This window comes from Nesterenkonia sandarakina (assembly GCF_003003175.1).
GTDB lineage: Bacteria > Actinomycetota > Actinomycetes > Actinomycetales > Micrococcaceae > Nesterenkonia > Nesterenkonia sandarakina_A.
This window is the reverse complement of the sequence record NZ_PVTY01000025.1, coordinates 1-19,483: the sequence shown is the minus strand read 5'-3', so window position 1 is coordinate 19,483 and position 19,483 is coordinate 1. Positions and strand designations below refer to the sequence as shown.

Sequence of the window (19,483 nt, the reverse complement as noted above, 5' to 3'; positions counted from 1 at the left end):
GAGCACTCGGCGTCGCGCGCTCCAGGCTAGCGGCACGCTGGCTGCCAACTCGAAGACTGCCAGCGGGATCAGCGCAAGGGTGACCAGAACTGCAGGGTCGACCTCGGCGAATCCGAGGCTCATCCCGGACCCCATGGGCACGGCGGCCTGGAGGGAGGGGACTGCCAGGAGCAGGGCGCCCAGCACGGCAGCGCCAAGCCCGGTCATGAGGACTGCGGCCACCAGACCCGCGCCTCGGGCGCCGAGCAGAGCCTCGCGGCGCAACCGTGCATCGAGCTCATTCACCCTGCCCAGCTGGGCATCCACGGCGTCATAGGCGATCAGGACATCGAGTTCTGCGACGAGGTCCACCACCTCATCGGCAAGTGCACCGCGCAGCTCCGCCGTGCGACGTTCGGCGCGCACCGTAACCGACTCGGTGACCACCGTGCCGATGAACAACGTCAGAAGCAACAGAGCGGCCAGGCACAGGGCCACCGCCGGTGAGAGCCAGGCGACCGCCGCCACGGTCACGCCCACCACGGTCACGGCGGACGCCAGCGGCTGGATCACGCGGATCGGGAGGTCGATGAGTCCGTCCACATCGCGGACCACGCGGGTGAGCAGGTCGCCGCGACGTCGTGGGCCCAGCTTCACCGGCGCCAGCGGTTCGAGGCGGGAGAAGGCGTCTACCCTGACCTCGCTGAGTGCCCGAAAGGCGGCGTCGTGGGTGCTCAGCCGCTCCAGATAGCGAAAGACGCCACGGGACAGCGCGAAGGCCCGGACCCCGACGACCAGCAGCCCGAGGTAGAGGATCGGAGGCTGTTCGGCGGCCCGGGTGATGAGGTAGGCCGAGCTCCCCAGCAGCAGCACCGCGCTGAGCCCGGAGAGCACCCCGAAGATCACACCCGGCGCCATCGCCCGCCAGGACGGGCGTGAAGCGACGAGCAGGCTGCGAGCCTGGCGAAGTGCGCCTTCTGGAGCCACGGTCGTCGTCATGCCGCCGCCTCCGTGGGGATGGTCGAAAGATCGATCACCCGGTCGGCCGCCTCACGCAGCGCGCTGCGGTGACTGATCACGACCACCGTGCGGCCTGCCGCCGCCTCAGCCTTCAGGGTCAGGATCAGCTGGCTCTCAGAGGCATCGTCGAGGGCTGCGCTGGGTTCGTCGAGGAGCAGGACCGGGCAGCCCTGGCTGCGCGCTCGGAACAGGGCTCGTGCGATGGCCACGCGGTGACTCTGACCCCCGGAGAGTCCCGCGCCACGGACTCCGATGTGTCGATCCAGGCGAAGCTGAGCGTCATTCGCCGTGAACCCCAGATCCATCAGCGTTTCTTGGGCACGCTGCCGCGTCCACGTGCTGTCGGGGACCATCTCGCCGGAGACCATCGCGATGTTCTCCAGGATCGTCCCGCTGCGCAGACCGTGGCGCTGGCCGCTCCAGGCGATGAGGTCGCGTCGGTCGGCCCCGGTGAGCTGCGGCGTCCTTGCCTCAGCGCCCTGGCTGGAAAGCAGGATCCCTCCGCTGGAGGGGATGAATCCCATGATGGCGGCGAAGAGGGTGGACTTGCCGATTCCGCTGGGTCCCGCGAGGACCGTGATCTCCGCCGCGCGGGCGCGCATATCGAGCCCGTCGATCACCGGTGTGCTGCCGCGCTCCACACTCAGTCCGCTGATCACCAGATCCAGTGGTCCCGCGGACATGGTGTGGGAAGACCCCGCGCCAGAAGCCCCGGTGTGGGAAGACCCCGCGCCGGCGGCCGCTCCTGCGCTGAGCTTCTCCGCGGCATCCCGCGCCGGTGCGCCGTCGAGGATCTCGAAGACGTCCTCTGCGGCGGCCACTCCTTCGGCTGCCGCGTGATAGTTGGTGCCCACCTGACGCAGCGGTGCGTAGGCCTCCGGCACGATCAGCAGCACGAAGAGCCCGACCGCGAGATCCATCTGCCCGTCGATCAGTCGGATCCCGACCGATACCGCCACCAGTGCCACGGACATGCTGGCGGCCAGTTCAAGCACGAACCCGGAGAGGAAGCTGATCCGCAGCACCTTCATGGTGCTCTGGCGCTGGGCCTCGGAGATCTCCCGCAGGTTCTGCCGCTGCTGGTGCGCCCGGTTGAAGACCTTCAGCGTGGCCAGGCCCTCCACGAGATCCAGGTAGGTGCGGGAAAGTCGGTCGAGACGGCTCCACTGCCGCTGCTGCGCCGCCTGGGTGGAGAAGCCGATGAGTGCCATGAAGAGCGGGATCAGCGGAAGTGTGAGCGCGACGATGACTGCGGTGGTGGGATCCTGGGTCGCGAGCACTCCGAGGTGCAGCGGAATGGCCAGCGCGGTGAGCACCAGCTGCGGCAGGTAGCGGGAGAAGTAGGGGTCCAGCGCGTCGAGGCCTGATCCCAGCACGGTGACGGCGTGTGCGCTGTCCCGCGAGCTTGGCGAATCCTGCCCGGCTGCCACCTTCGCGGCCAGCGCCTCAGCGGCACCGCGGCGGAGCTGACTCTTGGCCTTCACCGCCGCCTGCGCCGCTACGGACTCCACGGCCCAGGCGATTCCCGCGCGCCCCAGCACCACCGCACCCAGGCCCAGGAGTGCCGGCACCAGCTCCGGGAGCAGCGGGCCGTCGCCGGCCCCGGGCACCTCCCCGACGATCCCGGCCCACGCCGCCGCGCGCGCCAGGATCCAGGCCAGCAGTCCGCTGAAGATGATCGCCAGCGCTACCTGAGCCAGGCCGAGCAGCGCCGCGGCCACAAGAAATCTGCGCGAGGCGGTCGCGTAGCGCAGCAGCCTCGGATCCAGCGGTTTCATCGCGTCTCCCAGCGAGCTAGTGAGCGGAGGAAAGGATGTGCTCGCGGCCCAGCCGGCGGCGAAAGACCCAATAGGTCCACGCCTGATAGCCGATGACCAGCGGCGTCGTGATGAGCGCGACCCAGAGCATGACGCCGAGCGTGTACTCCGAGGAGCTAGCGTTGATGATCGTGAGGGTGCCTTCCGGCGTCGTCGTCGAGGGCATGACATTGGGGAAGAGCGAGACGAAGAGCGTGGCCACGGCGGAGGCGATGGTCAGCGCCATGGCGAAGAAGGCGAATCCTTCGCGGCCCCGCAGGCTGAAGAGTCCGGCCGTCACCAGGGACGCCGCAGCAAGTCCCGCGATCGCCATGATCCACCCCAGATGCGGGACCTCGACATGCATGGCCACGGTCCAGAACAGGAACGTCGCAACCACTGCGATGGTGGGCACCATGAAGCGCAGGACACTCGTCCGCGCGCGGATCCTGATGTCACCCTCGGTCTTCAGTGCGATGAAGATCATTCCGTGGACCAGGCACAGCAGCACCAAGGTCACCCCGCCGAGCAGGCCATAGGGGTTCAGCAGACCGAAGAGCGAGACGCTGACCTGGTGGTCCGCGTCCATGGGGACGCCACGGATGATGTTGGCGAAGGCCACGCCCCAGAGGAAGGCGGGCAGGAACGAGCCGATGATGATCATCAGGTCGAAGCGTGCCGCCCATTCCGGGTGCTTGCGCTGATGCCGGTATTCGAAGCTGACCCCGCGGAGGATCAGGGCGAGCAGGATCAGCAGCAGCGGCAGATAGAAGCCGGAGAAGAGGCTGGCGTACCACTCGGGGAAGGCGGCGAAGAGCACCGCGCCGGCGACGATGACCCAGGTCTCGTTGAGGTCCCACACCGGTCCGATGGTGTTGATCATGACGCGCCGGTCGGTATCGTCGCGGCCCAGCAGCGGCAGGGCCATGCCCACGCCGAAGTCGAATCCGTCGAGCACGAAGTAGCCGATGAAGAAGAAGGCTACGAGGGCGAACCAGATCTGTTCGATGTCCATCAGAGGATCCTCATTCCCTGCGCGGTGCGCGGCTCAGTAGACGATGGCGAGTGAATCGGATTCAGCACTGTCGTCATCGCCCTGGGTGATCTCCGGGGGACCCTCCTGGGCAGCCTTGAGAATGAGCTTGAACTCCACGACGGCGAGGATCCCGTAGATCACGGTGAACGCCGCGAGCGAAACCGCGACCTGCCACCCGGCCACATTCGGCGAGACCGCCGCCTCGGTCTTCATCAGCCCGAACACGATCCACGGTTGGCGACCCATCTCGGTGAAGATCCATCCCACCAGGGAGGCCGCCATCGGCAGCGGAGCGGTCCAGATCAACACCCTCCAGAGGCGGTCCTGGACCAAGGGGCTGCGCTCCGGCGCATTCTTCCGGGTCAGCCAGAGCATCAGCAGGCTCACCAGGGCGGAGAACGCGCCGAGTCCGATCATCCAGCGGAAGGCCCAGTAGGTGATCCAGATGATGGGTGAATAGTCGCCTGGGCCGAACTGGGTGACGTACTGCGCCTGGAGATCGTTGATCCCTTCGACTTCACCGTCGAGGGTGTGGGTCGAGAGCAGCGAGAGCAGGTAGGGGATCCGGATGGAGAACAGCTCGCTGGCCCCGTCGGGGGTGCCCAGTGTGAAGATCGAGAAGCTCGCCGCGCTCGTGGTCTCGTAGAGCCCCTCTGCGGCCGCCATCTTCATCGGCTGGGCGTCGACCATCGCGAGGGAGAGCTGGTCTCCGGAGAGCCCCACTCCCATGAAGGCGAGCACGTTGGTCCAGAGCCCGGCCTTCAGTGCGGTGCGCATGGTCTCGAGATGCTGGTTGCGGCGCAGATGCCATGCGGCGACGGCGATCATGACCGTGGCGGCGAACATGATGGCTGCCAGGATGGTGTGCGGGAAGGCAGCGAGGACCACAGGATTCGACAGCACCTCCCAGAGACTCGTCAGCTCGGCTCGGCCGCGTTCGAGGTTCATCGAGTAGCCCACCGGGTTCTGCATGAACGCGTTCGCGGCCAGGATGAAGTAGGCAGACATCGCGCTGGCGAAGAAGACCATCCAGATGCAGAGCAGGTGCGCCAGTCGTGGAAGCTTGTCCCAGCCGAAGATCCACAGGCCGATGAACGTGGCCTCGAGGAAGAACGCCGCCAGACCTTCGATGGCCAGGGGCGCCCCGAAGACGTCACCGACGAAGCGCGAGTACTCGGACCAGTTCATCCCGAACTGGAATTCTTGGACGATGCCGGTGACCACGCCCATGGCGAAGTTGATCAGGAAGATCTTGCCGAAGAGCCGGGTCAGGCGGAGATACTTGACGTCCTTGGTGCGAAACCATGCGGTCTGCATGATCGCCGCCATGAGTGCCATGCCGATGGTGAGCGGGACGAAGATGAAGTGATACAGCGTGGTCAGGCCGAACTGCCACCGGGCCAGGGCCAGCGGATCGAAGAACTCTTCCATGCATCTCCACCTCAACAGCACGGGCGGGTCTCCGCTGTCGGGCGACAGCACTGATCCCTGGGAGCCGGTCCTGATCCCTGGTGACGCTGGTCGTCCACGGAGGCTGTCACGCTGTCGCGACGTCCGCTGTGCTCGAATTCTACGGCGTGTAGAAGAGTTCTTCTACATGATGTAGAAAAGTGTGGTGAAGCACTCGGCGCCACACCCGGACCAGGGCCAGTGCAAGGATTAGGGTTTAGCCCTTGCTGAGCTCTGCCGCGGCCTCGTGACACCACCGGCTAGCGAGGGAACGGTTTAGGGGAAGACTGGTCGGGCGCTCCTGCGGTGCCGGCCCGCAGGGCTGAAAGCTAACACTACGAATGGAGCCTCATGCCTACACCGCAAGCCCAGACACCATCCCAGAGGCCATCGGAGTACCAACGCAACGCCTTCGCCCCAGCGATCCTCGCAGCGATCGTCTGCCTGGCCGGGATCGCCCTGATCGACCACGAGTACTACTTCGAGGTCCGCTACATCATCACGATCCTCGCCGTCATCATCGGGTGGTTCGCTCTGCAGGCACGCCAGTGGTGGTGGGTCCCCGCGATGCTCGCTATCGCGGTGTTGTGGAACCCTCTCTACCTATTCGAATTCGAGGGCCCGCAGTGGGCTGGTGCGCACGTGACCGTCGCAGGTGTCTTCCTCGCAGCCGGCATCTTGATCAAGACACCACGGAAGCCAGTCGCTGGCCGGTCTGGCGAGTGAAGCGCCCAGGGCTGAGGTTGCCCGCCATGACTGGGGTGCACCATGCCGGCACGCACCGCACTGGACGAACCGAATTTCTGGCTCTCCATGAGAAGGGGGGACGGCGCTGCTGAGGTCGGTCAGTGTCAGTCCCGCCCCCTGTGCCGCCCAGATGAACCGCGCCCCCGAGGCGGCCGCTTCCTCGGTGACTGTCTGTTTCGTCTGATCGCTGTTCTGACTTTGATCGCGTTGCAGACACGCGTTGTGGGGTTGTTCTCAGAGGTATGCGGAGATCAGCGCGAACAGGGCGAAGCCAGATGTCAGGACTACGGGCCCCAGTGGGCTGGTGTCGCCCTTGTGTGCCTCAGCAAGCATCTCTTCGATGACCACACTGATCAGTATTCCGCCGGTAAACGCCAGCACAGATACGGTCAGCAGTTCAGGCGCTGATTGGAGCACGAAATAACCTAGAGCTGCTCCGGTGAAGACTGGGATGCCGAAGGCCAGGGCGAGCAGGATCCGTTTGCCGCGGTTGACTCCTGCTCGACGCAGGGTTGCGATGGCGGCGAAGCCTTCAGGGGCATCTGCGGGCACTTGACCAAGGGCCAGTATCAAACCTAGTCGTGGGTCGATGAGGGTCCCGGCGCCGATCATTATCCCGTCGCTGAACAGGTCCAGAGAAACACCAGCGAAGATCGCCCAAGGACCGTTGCTCTCAGCACCGCGTCCTAGACGGTGGCGCACGGAGTCGATGACACGTTCTAGTCCCATGAAGCCCAACCCACCTGCCGCCAGTGCCAGGATCGGCACCCACGCGTGCGTCGCTGAGAGGGCTTCCGGCATCAGTTCGAGTCCGACGACGGCTAAGACGATGCCAGCGGCGAGATGCAGTGCCAGGCTCAGGGTGCGGTCGGGGACCTTGACGATTTCCGCGAGCAGCCCACCGAGAAAATTCCCGGCAGCCGGCAAGGCTGCAAGGACCAGGACGAGGGCGAATCCCTCCATCGTTTAACCTCCAAGGTATTTCATCGGCGGGAGACTCTTGTAGAGAATTCGCAGCGACACTACGCGATCAACGGGCCGGTGCGGTGCGGTGCGGTGATGTGAGGCCTGGCCTCTGATTCAGCTGAGGTGAAAGCATGCTCGGCTGAGGGGGTGCGGGCGGCGCGCAGCCCGTTGAGGATGACGAAGACTTCAGCGATCTCATGGACCAGCACGACAGCGGCTAGACCGAGCACACCGGTGATCGCCAGGGGGAGCAGCACGATGATCAGCGCCAGTGACAAGACGATGTTCTGGGTGATGATCTGTCGGCCTCGCCGGGTGTGATCAAGTGCCTGGGGGATCCGACGCAGGTCTTCGCCGGTGAACGCGACATCTGCTGATTCGACTGCGGCGTCCGAGCCGGTGGCACCCATGGCGATACCGATATCTGCGGTGGCCAGGGCGGGGGCGTCATTGATGCCGTCACCGATCATCGCCACCGGACCTGATCCGGCTTCGCGCAGCTGGGTCACAGCGCGTGCCTTGTCCTGGGGGCGCAGCTGAGACCGAACCTCGGTGATGCCCGCCTCGTGGGCGAGAGCTTCTGCGGTGCGAGTGTTGTCCCCGGTGAGCATGGTCACGCCCAGACCCCGGGAGGTCAGGGACGTGATGACCTGGCTGGTCTCCGGGCGAAGCTCATCGCGGACCCCGATCGCGCCAACCGGCTGACGCCTCCGGTGCAGGATCACCATGGTCATGCCTCGATTCTCGAAGTCTTCGACCTGTTCAGCGAGTTCACCTGGGCTGAGCCAGCGCGGATTCCCCACAGACATCGGCACCTCATCGAGGACCCCGCTGATTCCTTGACCAGCCGTCTCTGTGACCTGCTGAGCATCAAGCACCTCGGTGGACTCGGCCGTGATGGCTGCGGCCAACGGGTGGGTGCTATGGGCCTCCAGAGACGCCGCCCAGTTCAACACCTGGGACCGGGTGGTGTCACCGGTGGTGAGCACCACGGTGACGGTGGGCTCATTGCGGGTCAGGGTCCCTGTCTTGTCCAGGGCCACATGGCGGATGCCACCGAGGCGTTCGAAGGCGGCGCCGGACTTGATGATCACTCCAAATTTGCTGGCTGCACCGATGCCAGAGACCACCGTGATCGGCACTGAGATCGCTAACGCGCACGGCGAGGCGGCCACCAGGACGACCAGGGCACGCTGCACCCATAGCTCCGAGTCGCCGAAGATCCACCCGACCAGAGCGACCACGGTCGCCAGGAGAAGCACCCCTGGCACGAGGGGTCGAGCTAGACGATCGGCTAAGCGGGCTTGGTTGCCCTTCTGAGTCTGTGCCTGCTCGACCAGCTCCACGACCGTGGTCAGGGAGTTATCCGTGCCTGAGGCGGTGGCTTCGACGTCTAAGGTCCCGGAGGTGTTGATCGATCCGGCCAGCACGTCATCCCCGGGGCTGACTTCTACAGGGATGGATTCTCCGGTGATCGCTGAGACATCCATGCTGCTGTGCCCAGAACGCACCACCGCGTCGGTGGCCAGACGCTCACCAGCGGCCAGACGCAGCACATCACCGGCGACGAGATCCTCAACCGGTGTGGTGCGTTTTGCGCCATCGGCCGCGAGCACGGTGGCGGTGGTGGGGATCAGGCCGAGTAATGAACGCAGCCCAGACTGGGCCCGGTCCATGGAGAGGTCCTCCAGCGCCTCGACGATCGAGTACAGGAAAGCCAGAGCGGCGGCTTCCTCGATATACCCCAGAAGGACTGCACCCGTCGCGCTGATCGTCATCAGCAGCCCGATTCCCAGCCGACCGCGAGTGAACAGTCCCTTCAGCGCCCCCGGGACGAACTGGGAGGCACCGAAGAGCAGTGAACTCCAGAACAGCACCATAGCGAGCGTCTCGGCTTCGCTGGAGAGCCACTCCACCAGGAGACCGAACACCAGCAGCAGCCCCGAGGATGCAGGGATCAGCACGGAAGGGCTTCGCCACCACGGGGTGTGGCGCTCTTGCCCAGCTGCCGGTGTTGGGGCTTCGCAGCCGCAGGCCGATGTGGTCACTGCTGGGCCGCCTGGCCCTCGCAGCACCCTGCTACCGTGCATTTCGGATCCACACAGGGGGCCTCTTCATCGACGGCCAGTGTGGTCTCTACCAGCGTGTTCAGCGCCCGAGACAGGTGGGCGTCGACGATCTCGTAGCGGGTCTTCCGCCCCTGGTGCTCCACGACGATGATCCCGCAGTCCCGCAGGCACGCCAGGTGGTTCGACACATTCGACCGCGAGAGCCCCAGCTCCCGAGCAAGATCTCCGGGATACCGTGGCCCCTGGAGCAGGAGCAGCAAGATTCTCGAGCGGGTGGGATCAGCCATCGCCCGACCCAGCCGGTTCATCACATCGAGACGCGAAGCAATAGTCAGCATGCGCTGAACTATACATCAAGTAGTGAACTGTTTGGAGAGTCTCGTACGGCCTCGGTGGGCGAGAAAAGTTTCTCAATTCCCCGGCCCCCGGGAATCTTGGCAAACACCAGAAAACCCCAGGGCTACCTTCGTAGTGGGAGCGGCTCATTGATCAGATGGGCATGACTACTTCGTTGGCGAACCAGTCTTGGAGAGCGTAGGTCCAGTCATTCCAGATTCCGGTGACCATTAACAGGCCCACGGTGATCAACATGCCCCCGCCCAGTCGCATGACAGTGGTCTTGTGCCGGGTGAAGAACTTCAAGGTGCGCATGCCACGTTGCATGCCTGCGCTGATGAGGATGAAGGGGATTCCCAGTCCCAGGCAGTAGGCAAACACCAGGAGGGCTCCGCGTGTGGAATCTTCTCCGTAGACCAGCGCCAGGACCGCGGCCAGGGTTGGTCCGATACATGGTGCCCAGCCGATGCCGAAGGTCGCACCGAGGAAGGGTGCTCCTAGCAGTCCGTCTGGTGGGCGGCGGTGGATCTTTCGTTCACGCTGGAAAAAGCTGAAGGCGCCCATGAAGACCAGGCCCATGAAAACGACGATCACACCGAGCAGCTGAGTGACCCAGCCCCCCTCGACCCTGAGCCAGGTCGTGGCGTAGATGAATACGGACCCGATCAGCATGAAGACCACGCTGAACCCCAGGACGAAGAGCAGCGCGCCGAGCACCATGCGTGAACGCGAGCGTTGATGCAGTTCAACCCCGGAGAGCCCGGTGATATACCCGAGGTAGCCAGGCACCAGCGGCAGCACGCACGGAGAGAGGAAGGAGACCAGGCCCGCGAGCATGGCAACCGGTGTGGCCAATAACAGCGAGCTGTCGAAGACGATTTCTGCGAAAGGGTTATTCGTGGTGGCTGCGCCGAGCATCAACGGTTCCCCCTCTGCTCCTCGCCGACGCTGTCAACGACGCCGCTGCCGGTTAAGTCGGCTTGATCTTCGTTCAGTACGGTGCTGATCAGGGTGCGCAGTGTGCTCGGCTCGATGATTCCTACAACACGAGCGCTGACCCGAGCCTGGGTGTCCAGGACCAACGTCGTGGGTACCGCGGAGGGGTGGACGTAATCGGTCATGGCCATCATGACCTCTCCGGTCCGGTCCTCCATAGAGGGGTAGGTGATGCCGAAGTTCCGTTCAAAAGCCTCGGCAGTCGCTTGAGTATCGCGGGTATTGATCCCGAAGAATTGGACGCCATCGGGTCTGAACTCCTCATAGGCGGCTTCTAAGTCGGGAGCCTCTACCCGGCACGGAGCGCAGGCGGCGTACCAAAAGTTGAGGACGGTGACCTCACCCTGGAGGGTTTCCGGGGTGATCTTCGTACCGTTGAAGAGTGTGGCCTCGAAGGCCACGGCAGCTCCACGACTATCAGGTGCGTACTCCTCCACGGAACCGTCGCCAGAGATGTAGTTCGATCCATCATTTTGTGCTCGCTGTGCTAAGTCGTCATTCTCGGAGCCGCAAGCACTGACCATAAACGCCGTGGCGGTCAACGCGATCGTGGTGAGGGCGTGCCGGCGGGTCCGAGGTGTGGGTGAAGAATCTGCTGTCATGGAGTCTCCTGGTGTGAGATCTTCGCGGTCCTGTGCGGCCGGTCGGGCTCTGTGCTTGCCGTCCTCGCCGCGCTCTGGGACAAGGGGAGCCGCACACTTTAGGAGAAGTTCAGAGCGGCAACGATCACGAGTCCCGCGATCAGTACGAACCATGTCAGCAACACGGTGCCGTGGTGCTCCAGCACGGTCCGTGCCAGTCGTGGGGGTCCTCCAGATCTCTGGTGGCCCCATCGGCTCAGGGATTCGAGGCTGACGTACCACATGGCGGAGAACATGGCGGCCCACGCGAGCATGCAATAGGGGCAGAGCGCTTCGATGCTGAATAGGCTCTGAGACATCAACCAGCCGACGAAGAACGTGCCAAGTGTGACACCGGCCTGCAGGCCGCCCCAGTACCACCCGCTCAGGCGGGCACCACCCAGAAGTGCCCCGCCGGTGGCAGCGACCAGTGCAAATCCTACGAGGCCGATATACGGGTTGGGGAAACCAAAGACCTCAGCTTGCCAGGAGTTCATCACCGGCAAACAGGACACGGTCTCGCCCAGGGTGCAGCTCGGAGAATAGAAGGGGTTGGTCAGCAGCCAGTACTTCTCCACCGCGAGTATGAAAGAAGGCACCAGTCCCAGGACACCAGAGACGAGGAGAACCAGCCCCGTGACCTTGGGGGGTAGGCCCGGAACACCTCCGGGTGATACTGGTGCGGAACTTTTAGACGACTCAGGTGTGGTGTGTGTCCTCACTGAGCTTCGAGGGCTTCATCAAGGGGGTCTGTGAGGTCTTCGATCGACTCAGGGTTGAGCTGTTCGTCGTTGACGAAGAACGTCGGTGTTCCCTGGAGTTGAAGCTCTACAGCATCGTCAAAGTCCGCTTGGACCCGGTCTGCGACCTCATCGGAGAAGTAGTCCTCTTCCCATTGATCCATGTCGAGTCCGAGTTCCTCGGCGTAGCCACGAAACACATCGTCCTGAGGGTCTTCGTTGTGGCTCCATTGCTCCTGGGTCTCGTACATCTGCTGATACATGGCCTCTAGTTCACCCTGTCGGGCGGCAGCTTCCACCGCGTGGGCTGCCTGCCGGGAGTTTGGGTGTCCATCGAGGGGGAAGTACCGGATCACGAAGGACACTTCTCCTTCGTAGCGTTCCCGGAGATCTTCGACGGTGGGGTAGATCGCGCCGCAGGCTTCGCACTCGAAGTCCAGGAACTCCACAAAGGTCACATCGCTCTGCGGGACGTCGTCGAGTCTGCGTGAATCTTCTCTGACGATCAGCTCGGAGTTCACCGCGCTGGACTCAGAGGCAGGAGGCGTTTCGTCCGGGGAATCGCGGAAGATCATGATCGCGACCACGGCTAGGACCACGACGACTGCTACGCCAAGAAGCCATCGTAGAGTCTTTTTCTTGGTGGCCGTGCCGCCAAGGGGGCTGTTGATAGGGGGATCTGAGGGGTGATCAGCAGACATGGGGATCCGTTCTTGAGGCAGGTTCTTGGTCACCGGTAGAGCGCAGCTCACCGGGGCAGAGCATCACAAGCCACCGCCGAAGCGCAGCAGCGATCGAGTCTCAGACGCGCTTCACGAGGCCAGGATGAGCTCTGGTGGTCCCCGAAGAGGAGTGGGCCCCTCCCCAGGGCGAGGTTTGACGGGCGCCCATATCGTGTTTGCCACGGCCACACAGGCTGGGTAGGAGGCCCGGGGAATGACCTCGGGCAGCGGCTGAAACAGCGACATCCCCAGCACTAGGTACAGCACTTCTACCAGCTCATCGCCGCGACGAATCACCGCGTAGGTGACCACCAGAGCCACCACATGAATCGAGAGGGCGCCGAATTCGAGATGAATCAGCAGCGGATGCTGATGATCCCCCACAGCAGCGGGACCTGGCCCGAACAACAGGTGAAGGAACACTTGACCAGTCAGTACCGCACTGACGAGTCGTCCTCGGCTGCGCGGCACGCGGGAGAGCCCAATGCAGACCGGTGTGGCCACAGTGAGGGCGAGGAGAACTGTTACTGGTTCCGGCACATGGCCGGTGGCGGAGTAGTGAGCCACAGCGGTGGAGAGTACGGCGGTGAAACCGATGATGAGACCCCGGGCGACCCGTCCCAGACCGCGAAGATTTGAGGCGTACACAGCACCCTGCCTCCTCCCAGTCTCCACACCCCACGGGTGGGGATCGGCTATCTGCAGAAATTCTACAGGACGTAGAAAACGGCATACCGAGAGGTGCCTGTGGAGAGTCATACAAGCCCGGCCCGGCAGCTGCGAACCCATCGGAAGGCCTGCGGGGATCGTTCCCGTGCGACTGACGGGCAGCCTCGTGGTGTAGATGCTGCCATCGCCGGTCTGTGTGATGCTGTTCGCCGGCCAGGCGGCACTGATGTGGTCAAGGCGCCGCCCTGGATCTCGTTCACGTCAGGATGCGGACCCACGTTGAGCAGGAATGCCCGACCCTAGTAGGCATCGCCGGCTGGAGTGTCAGCGGGGACCAGTCAGCAAGCGTGGGTTCACTTTCCGACTCGCGACCAGGGCCGTCTAATTGACGCATCAGCGTTGCGGCGCCTGGTGACAGTGATGATTACTGCGCCCAGCACCACTGCGCCCAGCACCACCGCAGTGAGGACAAGCGTCAGCCAGGCGGGCAGGCCGCCTGAATCCTGGGTCCCGGAAAGGTCGGCGTCCGCATCGGAGGTGGGGTCCCGCTCAGGGCTCTGAGAAGACGCTGGTGGGGCTGGGGTGCCAGCCTGTTCTGGGTCCTCGTCGGTGGGTTCGGAGCTGGGATCCTGTGCAGACGGTGATTCTGCTGCGACGCTGAACGAGTAGCTTCCTTCGATGCGGTGTCCGTCAGAGGACACCACCGACCATTGCACCCGGTAGTCCCCGGCGCCCACGTCAGGCAAGGGCACGGTGGCGGTACCAGAATCGATGCGCGGTGGAGTATCGGTGATGACCTCGCCCTCTGCGTCAGAGACGATGATCAGCGGGTTCATCTCCACCAGTTCCCCAGAAAAGGTCAGCGAGACCTGGTGCGGGGGTTGCTGCAGCACGGCTCCGTCCGACGGGGTGGTGTCCACCAGGACGTCGTGGGCCAGAGCTCGGGGCGCGGTGACGGTGCTGATTACACCGAGCAGAGCGACGATCATGGTGAATATGAAGACTCGGGGTAGAACTCGGGTAGGGCGAGCAGAAACGTGGCTTCGCATCAGGCCATCCTAAAAGGACAGGAGCGCTGAAGAGCACCTGCGCGGGATGCTGAAGAGGATGTCTGCTCCGGTGTCACCAGTACTGAGGGCCTGCACGCAGGCGGTGCAGCCTGGTCGCTCGTGTGAAGCACCAGGGCACCGTCATGGGTCCGGCCAGGATCGAGGCTAGCCTTGGCGGGTGAAAAATTTGATGCGTATTGGTCGCCCGTCGGTGTGGTGGTTCGTTCTCGCGGGTCTGCTCGCAGCGGTGCTCGCTACCGTGGCCGGGCTGCTGATGACCGGTGCCTCAGCTCCGAGCTCCTTGGCCGATCCTGGCCCGGTGGTGCGGTGGGGCACGCCGATCGTGACAGTGCTCCTGAACCTGACGGCGACCGTGGCCATCGGTGCCTTCTTCCTTTGTGCCTTTGTTCTTCCCCGACGGCACCCGGAGATCAACGGCCAGCCCGACACCCGGGGCGGTATCGAGGGTGCGGAATCCGCTACTGGATCCGGGAAAGAGCCAGTGGGGGGTGCCTGGCGTTTCGCCGCCGGCATCGGGATGTTCGCCGTGGTCCTCTGGGTCCCGACACAGCTGGCGCACTTGATCCTGACCCACCTCGCGGCCCTTGGCACGGGAATCGGCAGCGTGTCTTACATGGAGCATCTGGTGCAGTACGTCACCGAGATCGATGCGGGACGCATTCTTGTGGCCGGGGCGCTGATCATCGTCCTGGCCTCCGCGGTCGCGGTCACGGTCACTGGGTACACCTCAGCTGCCGTGACCCTGTTGTTAGGTGTGCTGGCCCTGGTGCCGCTGGCCCTGACCGGTCACGCCGCAGGAGCAGCCAATCACGAGCTGGCGGTGACTGCGATCTGGTTGCATGTGGTCGGGGTCACGATCTGGGCCGGCGGTCTGGCGGTGTTGTGCCTAGTGGCACCGCGCACCGGTCCAACCCTTGGCGCTGTGGTGCAGCGCTATTCACAGGTGGCCCTGTGGTGCTTTGTCCTGGTGGCCGTCTCGGGCATCACCAGTGCCTGGATCCGGCTGCAGAGCGTGACGGACCTGGTCACGACTACCTATGGCTGGCTGTTGATGATCAAAATCGTGTTGACCCTGGTGCTGGGTGTAGCCGGGTGGTGGCACCGCCGGGTGACGATCCCGGCGATCGGCAGACACGCGGTCGCCTCCCAGGCCGACCTCGGTTCTGAAGGCAAGCCCCGTCAGGTTCGGGGGTGGGCGTTCTGGCGATTGGCCGGTGTGGAGGTGCTGGTCATGGGCGCGGTCATGGGAGTGGCCGGGGCTCTAGGCTCTTCGGCACCGCCCATTCCCCAGGAACCTGCTCCCACCGATTCAGGGTTGGCCTTCTTCCTGACTGGCAGCCCGGTGCCACCACCGCCGACGGTGCTGAGCTACCTCAGCCACTGGCGACCGGATCTGATGTTGGGCCTGCTCAGCGTCGCCGCCGTCCTGGTCTACCTGCGCTGGGTGGCGCGTCTGCGTCGGCGCGGCGAGATCTGGGCTCCGGGTCGGACCGCCAGCTGGATTCTCGGCTGGGTGCTGTTCTTCTGGCTAACCAACGGAGGCCCCAGCGTGTACGGCGGGGTCCTGTTCAGCGGATACGCGCTGCAACTGCTGATAATCACTGCGGTAGTGCCCATTTTTTTGGTGCACGGAGCTGGCCCCGTCCTGGCGTTGCAGGCGTTGCCTCCACGCCAGGACGGCTCCTATGGTCCCCGGGAATGGATTTTGCACCTGACTCGATCACCCAGAGTGAGTGCCTTGGCCCATCCGGTGCTGCTGGCGGGGATTCTGGGTGGGTCACTGCTGGTGTTGTTCCTCACTCCGCTGTTAGACCTCACGGCAGGAAGCTATTTCGCTCGCGCTGCCCTGGTGGTGTATCTGTTGCTGATCAGCGGCGCCTTCATCCAGGCTGTCACCAACGCGCCCGGTCATCGTCAGACTACTTATCCTGGGCGATTGCTTGCTCTAGGAGTGGCACTGGCCTGCTACGCCGTTCTGGGATTCGGCATCATTTGCCAGACCGGGCTGCTTTCGGTGGACTACTTCGCACAGATGGGGCTGCCCTGGATGGACAATGCTCTGTCCGACCAAGACTTGGGGGGCAGGATCGTTCTTGGTGTTGGGGGCGCAAGCATTGTGGCTCTAGCTCTCGGGGCCACAGCCACTCGGCGTTCACCTGCCAGGGCAGCATCAAGGTCGTATCCTGTGCCCGTCCCCAGCGACGGGGGTGCATCTAGTGATTGAGGCCGATTCTGGAGAAGTCTCCCCGGCTGCACCATTCTTGTGGTTGGACTCACAACAGGTTTCGGGTAGAGCTGCGACGTAGATCTCGAGGCTGGACAAAGACCCGCTTCAATGCGGGCGCCAGGAGCTAAGTAGCGACTGTCGAGGAAACTACCTTGATCACCGCGCGGTGACCTGGACGGGTGCGGATTGACTCGCTCCATTGGCGTTGACCGGTCACGTACTGGGGTTCTTGGAGAACTCGACGAGGGCAAGGCTCTGCGTCTCGGGCTATCGAGACTCTAGTGGTGAGATGTTCGCCGTAGCTCTTCCGGGACGGGTTCATCCAGGGCCTCCGGCGTGTGCCCGGAGCCCTGCTGTGATGCCTCTTGGCGCACCTGCGCCTCCGCAGCTCGCTCACTGCGGTCCGCGCGGAAGATGGCACGCATAGCCATCCAGAACACCAGTCCCACTCCTATGGAGGGAGCAAGAACCTCAAAATACATCCAGAAGTTATCCATAAAATCCTAGCGCTAATACAGTTTTCGCGAGAGGCGTATTTTTTCAGTTATTCACACTTCGGTGTGCGTGCTCCCGCGAGGGCGGTTCTGGGGCATCGGCGTGGCCGTCTGAAGTTCTTGCCCAGGATACGTGACTGGTAGTTGGTCGGGTTCCGGCAGCCGTGGCCACTGCTAGTTCGAAGGTGCTTCCCGCGTTGTGCGCAACGGCCTCTGAGTTCAGCATCTTGCGTAGGAGTTACTTCTCCACCCGAACCGCGACAGTCTGCTCCAGGCGGCGCTCTCGATGAGGCGTGAATACTGGTCACCTTGCCACGCGATGAGCGTCCAGTTTTGGGGAGTCGTCGACACAGGCGCCGCTGGTTTCACCTGACATCCACTGCTGGTCCTTGCGCCGCGGCAGGAGATGGTGTGGTCACCGCCCGCAAGCCGGTCGGCTTGCGGGCACTCGGACTCCCGTCGAGGGAATAATGCACGCTGAGGGATCCTCTACCGCTCGCATCCTTCTACGCCGTCTGGTGCTGTCCACTTGTTGCCTCCAGGGAGCTACCAGGCCTCGACCACTGCGTGTCCACGAAAGCCCTCTAGTGTCGTTGCTACCTCTTGAAGGTGCGAGTGATTCAGTGAACCCCGCGTCCGGAAACAGTGTCCCCTCACACTCCGGCCGCGGGGTTTGCGCGTTCCTGGAGCAAGCAGGCGATTTCAGCGCCGGGCTCGGGACGCCATCCTCCTTAGTGCCGGCCAGGCATTCCCAATCGAACGTTCCCTATCGCCGCTTCGTCCAGGTGTCTCGCAACTGACGATGAGTACACGAAGCTATCGAGACACGGTTGCGAGGCTCCTGGATGTATCGGCTGCTGCGAGATCTCGCGGATCTTTGGCGGGGGAGAGGTGCCGCATCTCGCTGCCTCGCAACCTAAGGGTTGCGAAACACCTAGTTCGACACCCATCTATAGCTGAGCTTCTATACAGTGGTAGCCAAGGAAGCTTAATCTTGTACGTGTTGCATATCTAGGCTAAGGAAATCAATGTCGGACAATAAAGGCTCAGGATGCGGGCTAATGCTCGGTATCCTCGCTGTTCTGATAGGTGTGCCACTGTTCATCCTCGTCATTGCGATCAGCGGGGGAGAAGAACCAGAGCCGCAAGCGTCGTGCCGTCCCGGCACCACGGAGGACGCTTCCTCGATCCCCGAGGAATACCGCGAGGCCCTTGACTCCGCGGCCGCTGAATCGGGCCTCTCCGTCGATCTCCTGGCAGCGCAGATCGACGCCGAATCAGGATGGAACCCCGACGCTGAAAGCCCCGCAGGCGCCCAAGGAATCGCGCAGTTCATGCCCCAGACCTGGGCCACCTACGGCGACGGGGGAGACCCCTTCAACCCCGAGGACGCCATAGCCGCTATGGGTCGCTACATGGGCGCTGTGTCCGAAGAAGTGTCGGACTTGGCCGGTAATGAGCGCGAGCTAGCAGAGCTGGCCCTCGCGGCGTACAACGCCGGTCCCGGGGCGGTCCAGAGCGCCGGGGGAATCCCCGGCTTCCCCGAGACCGAACAGTACGTAGAAACCATCATGGGAAGCGCCCAAGGCAACTACTCCGCAGACTGCTCACCCGTGGGTGGCCAGGAGATCGGAGAACTTGGCACAGGGGAGTGGGTGAGCCCCCTGCCAGGGTCCACGATCACATCTGGATTCGGCGCACGGTCCTGCCCGATCCTCAACGCCCTGAACTGCTCAGGCGGCGTCTCCGATCACCGAGGGCTCGACTTTGCCGGCCCCTCCGGCTCTACCGTCGTCGCGCCGATGGATCTAGAGATCCGCGCCACCGGCGTGATCAACGGCTGGGGACAACTGGGCTGGGTCGTGCTGGGAAAGATGCCCGACGCCCCAGGGCTCCACATCGAGTTCGCGCACTGCGCTGCCAACAGCATCGAGGTAAACCCCGGTGACACCGTGGCACCAGGCACCCCGCTATGCACCCAGGGCAACACCGGGTCATCGGCAGGAGAGCACCTACACTTCCAAATCGGCACCCCCAACGGTGACGAGAGCATTCCAGGGTGGGAAAACCTCGTGGACCCGTCACCACTACTGAGAGAAAAGGGCATCAGCTAATGGGCCGGAACACCATCATTGGAATCGTCGTCGCGGTGCTGCTGCTGGGCGGAATCGCCGGCGCTTTCGCCTACGTCGCTCTCTCATCGGATGAGCCCGCAGCACAGGAGCCCGACCCCACGCCGGAACCCAGCGCTTCCCAGGTCCAGCCCGAGCCGGCCGAAGAGACAGCCGACGAGGATCAGGACGAAGATCCGCTAGCGGATCGTGAGGCGATGGAGGAACTGGGGATGGAGGTCGCAGAGATCATGACCACCTGGGACCCCAACGAGGACTTCAACCGGACTGCCGCTGAAATGCGCGCAGCGGATCTCATGACCGAGGAGCTTGCCGACTCGATCACCGCGCCCGAGCGCCCCGCGACCGGGGCGGAATGGCTCGACGCCGCCGAGGCCGGCGCAACGAGTCAGCCCACCGCCACACCGAACCGCGC

15 protein-coding genes and 2 pseudogenes are annotated in these 19,483 nt (G+C 63.8%); 4 read left to right on the top strand and 13 right to left on the bottom strand.

Annotated features, from left to right (window positions below; translation table 11 throughout):
• From BCL67_RS13980 to BCL67_RS13965, 4 genes and pseudogenes are all read right to left on the bottom strand, one after another.
• Positions 1-978: pseudogene (locus BCL67_RS13980) on the bottom strand (thiol reductant ABC exporter subunit CydC); the annotation flags it as partial.
• Positions 975-2,777 (bottom strand): thiol reductant ABC exporter subunit CydD, encoded by a 1,803-nt coding sequence (gene cydD, locus BCL67_RS13975; RefSeq protein WP_106124032.1) that lies wholly within the window; start codon positions 2,775-2,777, stop codon positions 975-977. The gene cydD and the pseudogene BCL67_RS13980, both read right to left, overlap by 4 nt.
• Positions 2,778-2,793: 16 nt before the next feature.
• Positions 2,794-3,810, bottom strand: coding sequence for a cytochrome d ubiquinol oxidase subunit II (gene cydB / locus BCL67_RS13970; protein WP_106124031.1), 1,017 nt, complete (start codon positions 3,808-3,810; stop codon positions 2,794-2,796).
• 33 nt (positions 3,811-3,843) lie between these two features.
• Positions 3,844-5,262: a cytochrome ubiquinol oxidase subunit I gene (locus BCL67_RS13965; RefSeq protein ID WP_106124030.1), complete on the bottom strand. Its 1,419-nt coding sequence runs from the start codon at positions 5,260-5,262 to the stop codon at positions 3,844-3,846.
• Between the two features lie 369 nt (positions 5,263-5,631).
• Between BCL67_RS13965 and BCL67_RS13960 the strand changes: the two genes are divergently transcribed.
• On the top strand, positions 5,632-6,006 hold the full coding sequence (locus tag BCL67_RS13960) for a DUF6804 family protein (RefSeq protein WP_106124029.1): 375 nt from the start codon (positions 5,632-5,634) through the stop codon (positions 6,004-6,006).
• A 255-nt stretch (positions 6,007-6,261) separates the two neighbouring features.
• Here BCL67_RS13960 and BCL67_RS13955 read toward each other — a convergent pair whose 3' ends face one another.
• From BCL67_RS13955 to BCL67_RS13915, 9 genes are all read right to left on the bottom strand, one after another.
• Positions 6,262-6,990, bottom strand: coding sequence for a ZIP family metal transporter (locus tag BCL67_RS13955; RefSeq protein WP_106124028.1), 729 nt, complete (start codon positions 6,988-6,990; stop codon positions 6,262-6,264).
• A gap of 59 nt (positions 6,991-7,049) precedes the next feature.
• A complete protein-coding gene (locus BCL67_RS13950; protein WP_106124027.1) occupies positions 7,050-9,083 on the bottom strand; it encodes a heavy metal translocating P-type ATPase in 2,034 nt (677 codons plus the stop codon).
• Entirely contained in the window at positions 9,038-9,400 is a 363-nt protein-coding gene (gene cmtR / locus BCL67_RS13945) for a Cd(II)/Pb(II)-sensing metalloregulatory transcriptional regulator CmtR (RefSeq protein WP_106124026.1), read from the bottom strand. The genes BCL67_RS13950 and cmtR overlap by 46 nt, the downstream gene beginning before the upstream one ends.
• 151 nt (positions 9,401-9,551) lie before the next feature.
• The gene (locus BCL67_RS13940; RefSeq protein ID WP_106124025.1) at positions 9,552-10,316 is read right to left on the bottom strand and encodes a cytochrome c biogenesis CcdA family protein; all 765 of its coding nucleotides are present in this window, start codon (positions 10,314-10,316) and stop codon (positions 9,552-9,554) included.
• Entirely contained in the window at positions 10,316-10,996 is a 681-nt protein-coding gene (locus BCL67_RS13935; RefSeq protein WP_106124024.1) for a TlpA family protein disulfide reductase, read from the bottom strand. Before BCL67_RS13935 ends, BCL67_RS13940 begins: the two co-directional genes overlap by 1 nt.
• A gap of 98 nt (positions 10,997-11,094) precedes the next feature.
• Positions 11,095-11,736, bottom strand: coding sequence for a vitamin K epoxide reductase family protein (locus BCL67_RS13930; RefSeq protein WP_106124023.1), 642 nt, complete (start codon positions 11,734-11,736; stop codon positions 11,095-11,097).
• Positions 11,733-12,488 carry a DsbA family protein gene (locus BCL67_RS13925; RefSeq protein ID WP_258175095.1) on the bottom strand — a complete coding sequence of 252 codons (756 nt, stop codon included), beginning with the start codon at positions 12,486-12,488 and terminating at the stop codon, positions 11,733-11,735. Before BCL67_RS13925 ends, BCL67_RS13930 begins: the two co-directional genes overlap by 4 nt.
• 78 nt (positions 12,489-12,566) lie before the next feature.
• Entirely contained in the window at positions 12,567-13,124 is a 558-nt protein-coding gene (locus tag BCL67_RS15260) for a hypothetical protein (RefSeq protein ID WP_146131186.1), read from the bottom strand.
• Between the two features lie 374 nt (positions 13,125-13,498).
• On the bottom strand, positions 13,499-14,134 hold the full coding sequence (locus BCL67_RS13915) for a copper resistance CopC family protein (RefSeq protein ID WP_181256035.1): 636 nt from the start codon (positions 14,132-14,134) through the stop codon (positions 13,499-13,501).
• A gap of 238 nt (positions 14,135-14,372) precedes the next feature.
• Between BCL67_RS13915 and BCL67_RS13910 the strand changes: the two genes are divergently transcribed.
• The 3 genes and pseudogenes from BCL67_RS13910 to BCL67_RS13895 all read left to right on the top strand — a co-directional run.
• On the top strand, positions 14,373-16,439 hold the full coding sequence (locus BCL67_RS13910) for a cytochrome c oxidase assembly protein (protein ID WP_146131185.1): 2,067 nt from the start codon (positions 14,373-14,375) through the stop codon (positions 16,437-16,439).
• Positions 16,440-18,027: 1,588 nt separating this feature from the next.
• Positions 18,028-19,050, top strand: a complete 1,023-nt coding sequence (locus BCL67_RS13900; protein ID WP_181256034.1) for a transglycosylase SLT domain-containing protein — start codon at positions 18,028-18,030, stop codon at positions 19,048-19,050.
• A pseudogene (locus tag BCL67_RS13895) lies at positions 19,050-19,483 on the top strand (hypothetical protein); the annotation flags it as partial. The gene BCL67_RS13900 and the pseudogene BCL67_RS13895, both read left to right, overlap by 1 nt.

Excerpts from the sequence above, each read along its gene's own strand:
- cydD (WP_106124032.1), bottom strand. The coding sequence starts at position 2,777 with ATGAAACCGCTGGATCCGAGGCTGCTGCGCTACGCGACCGCCTCGCGC.
- cydB (WP_106124031.1), bottom strand. The coding sequence starts at position 3,810 with ATGGACATCGAACAGATCTGGTTCGCCCTCGTAGCCTTCTTCTTCATC.
- BCL67_RS13965 (WP_106124030.1), bottom strand. The coding sequence starts at position 5,262 with ATGGAAGAGTTCTTCGATCCGCTGGCCCTGGCCCGGTGGCAGTTCGGC.
- BCL67_RS13960 (WP_106124029.1), top strand. The coding sequence starts at position 5,632 with ATGCCTACACCGCAAGCCCAGACACCATCCCAGAGGCCATCGGAGTAC.
- BCL67_RS13955 (WP_106124028.1), bottom strand. The coding sequence starts at position 6,990 with ATGGAGGGATTCGCCCTCGTCCTGGTCCTTGCAGCCTTGCCGGCTGCC.
- BCL67_RS13950 (WP_106124027.1), bottom strand. The coding sequence starts at position 9,083 with ATGCACGGTAGCAGGGTGCTGCGAGGGCCAGGCGGCCCAGCAGTGACC.
- cmtR (WP_106124026.1), bottom strand. The coding sequence starts at position 9,400 with ATGCTGACTATTGCTTCGCGTCTCGATGTGATGAACCGGCTGGGTCGG.
- BCL67_RS13940 (WP_106124025.1), bottom strand. The coding sequence starts at position 10,316 with ATGCTCGGCGCAGCCACCACGAATAACCCTTTCGCAGAAATCGTCTTC.
- BCL67_RS13935 (WP_106124024.1), bottom strand. The coding sequence starts at position 10,996 with ATGACAGCAGATTCTTCACCCACACCTCGGACCCGCCGGCACGCCCTC.
- BCL67_RS13915 (WP_181256035.1), bottom strand. The coding sequence starts at position 14,134 with ATGATCGTCGCTCTGCTCGGTGTAATCAGCACCGTCACCGCGCCCCGA.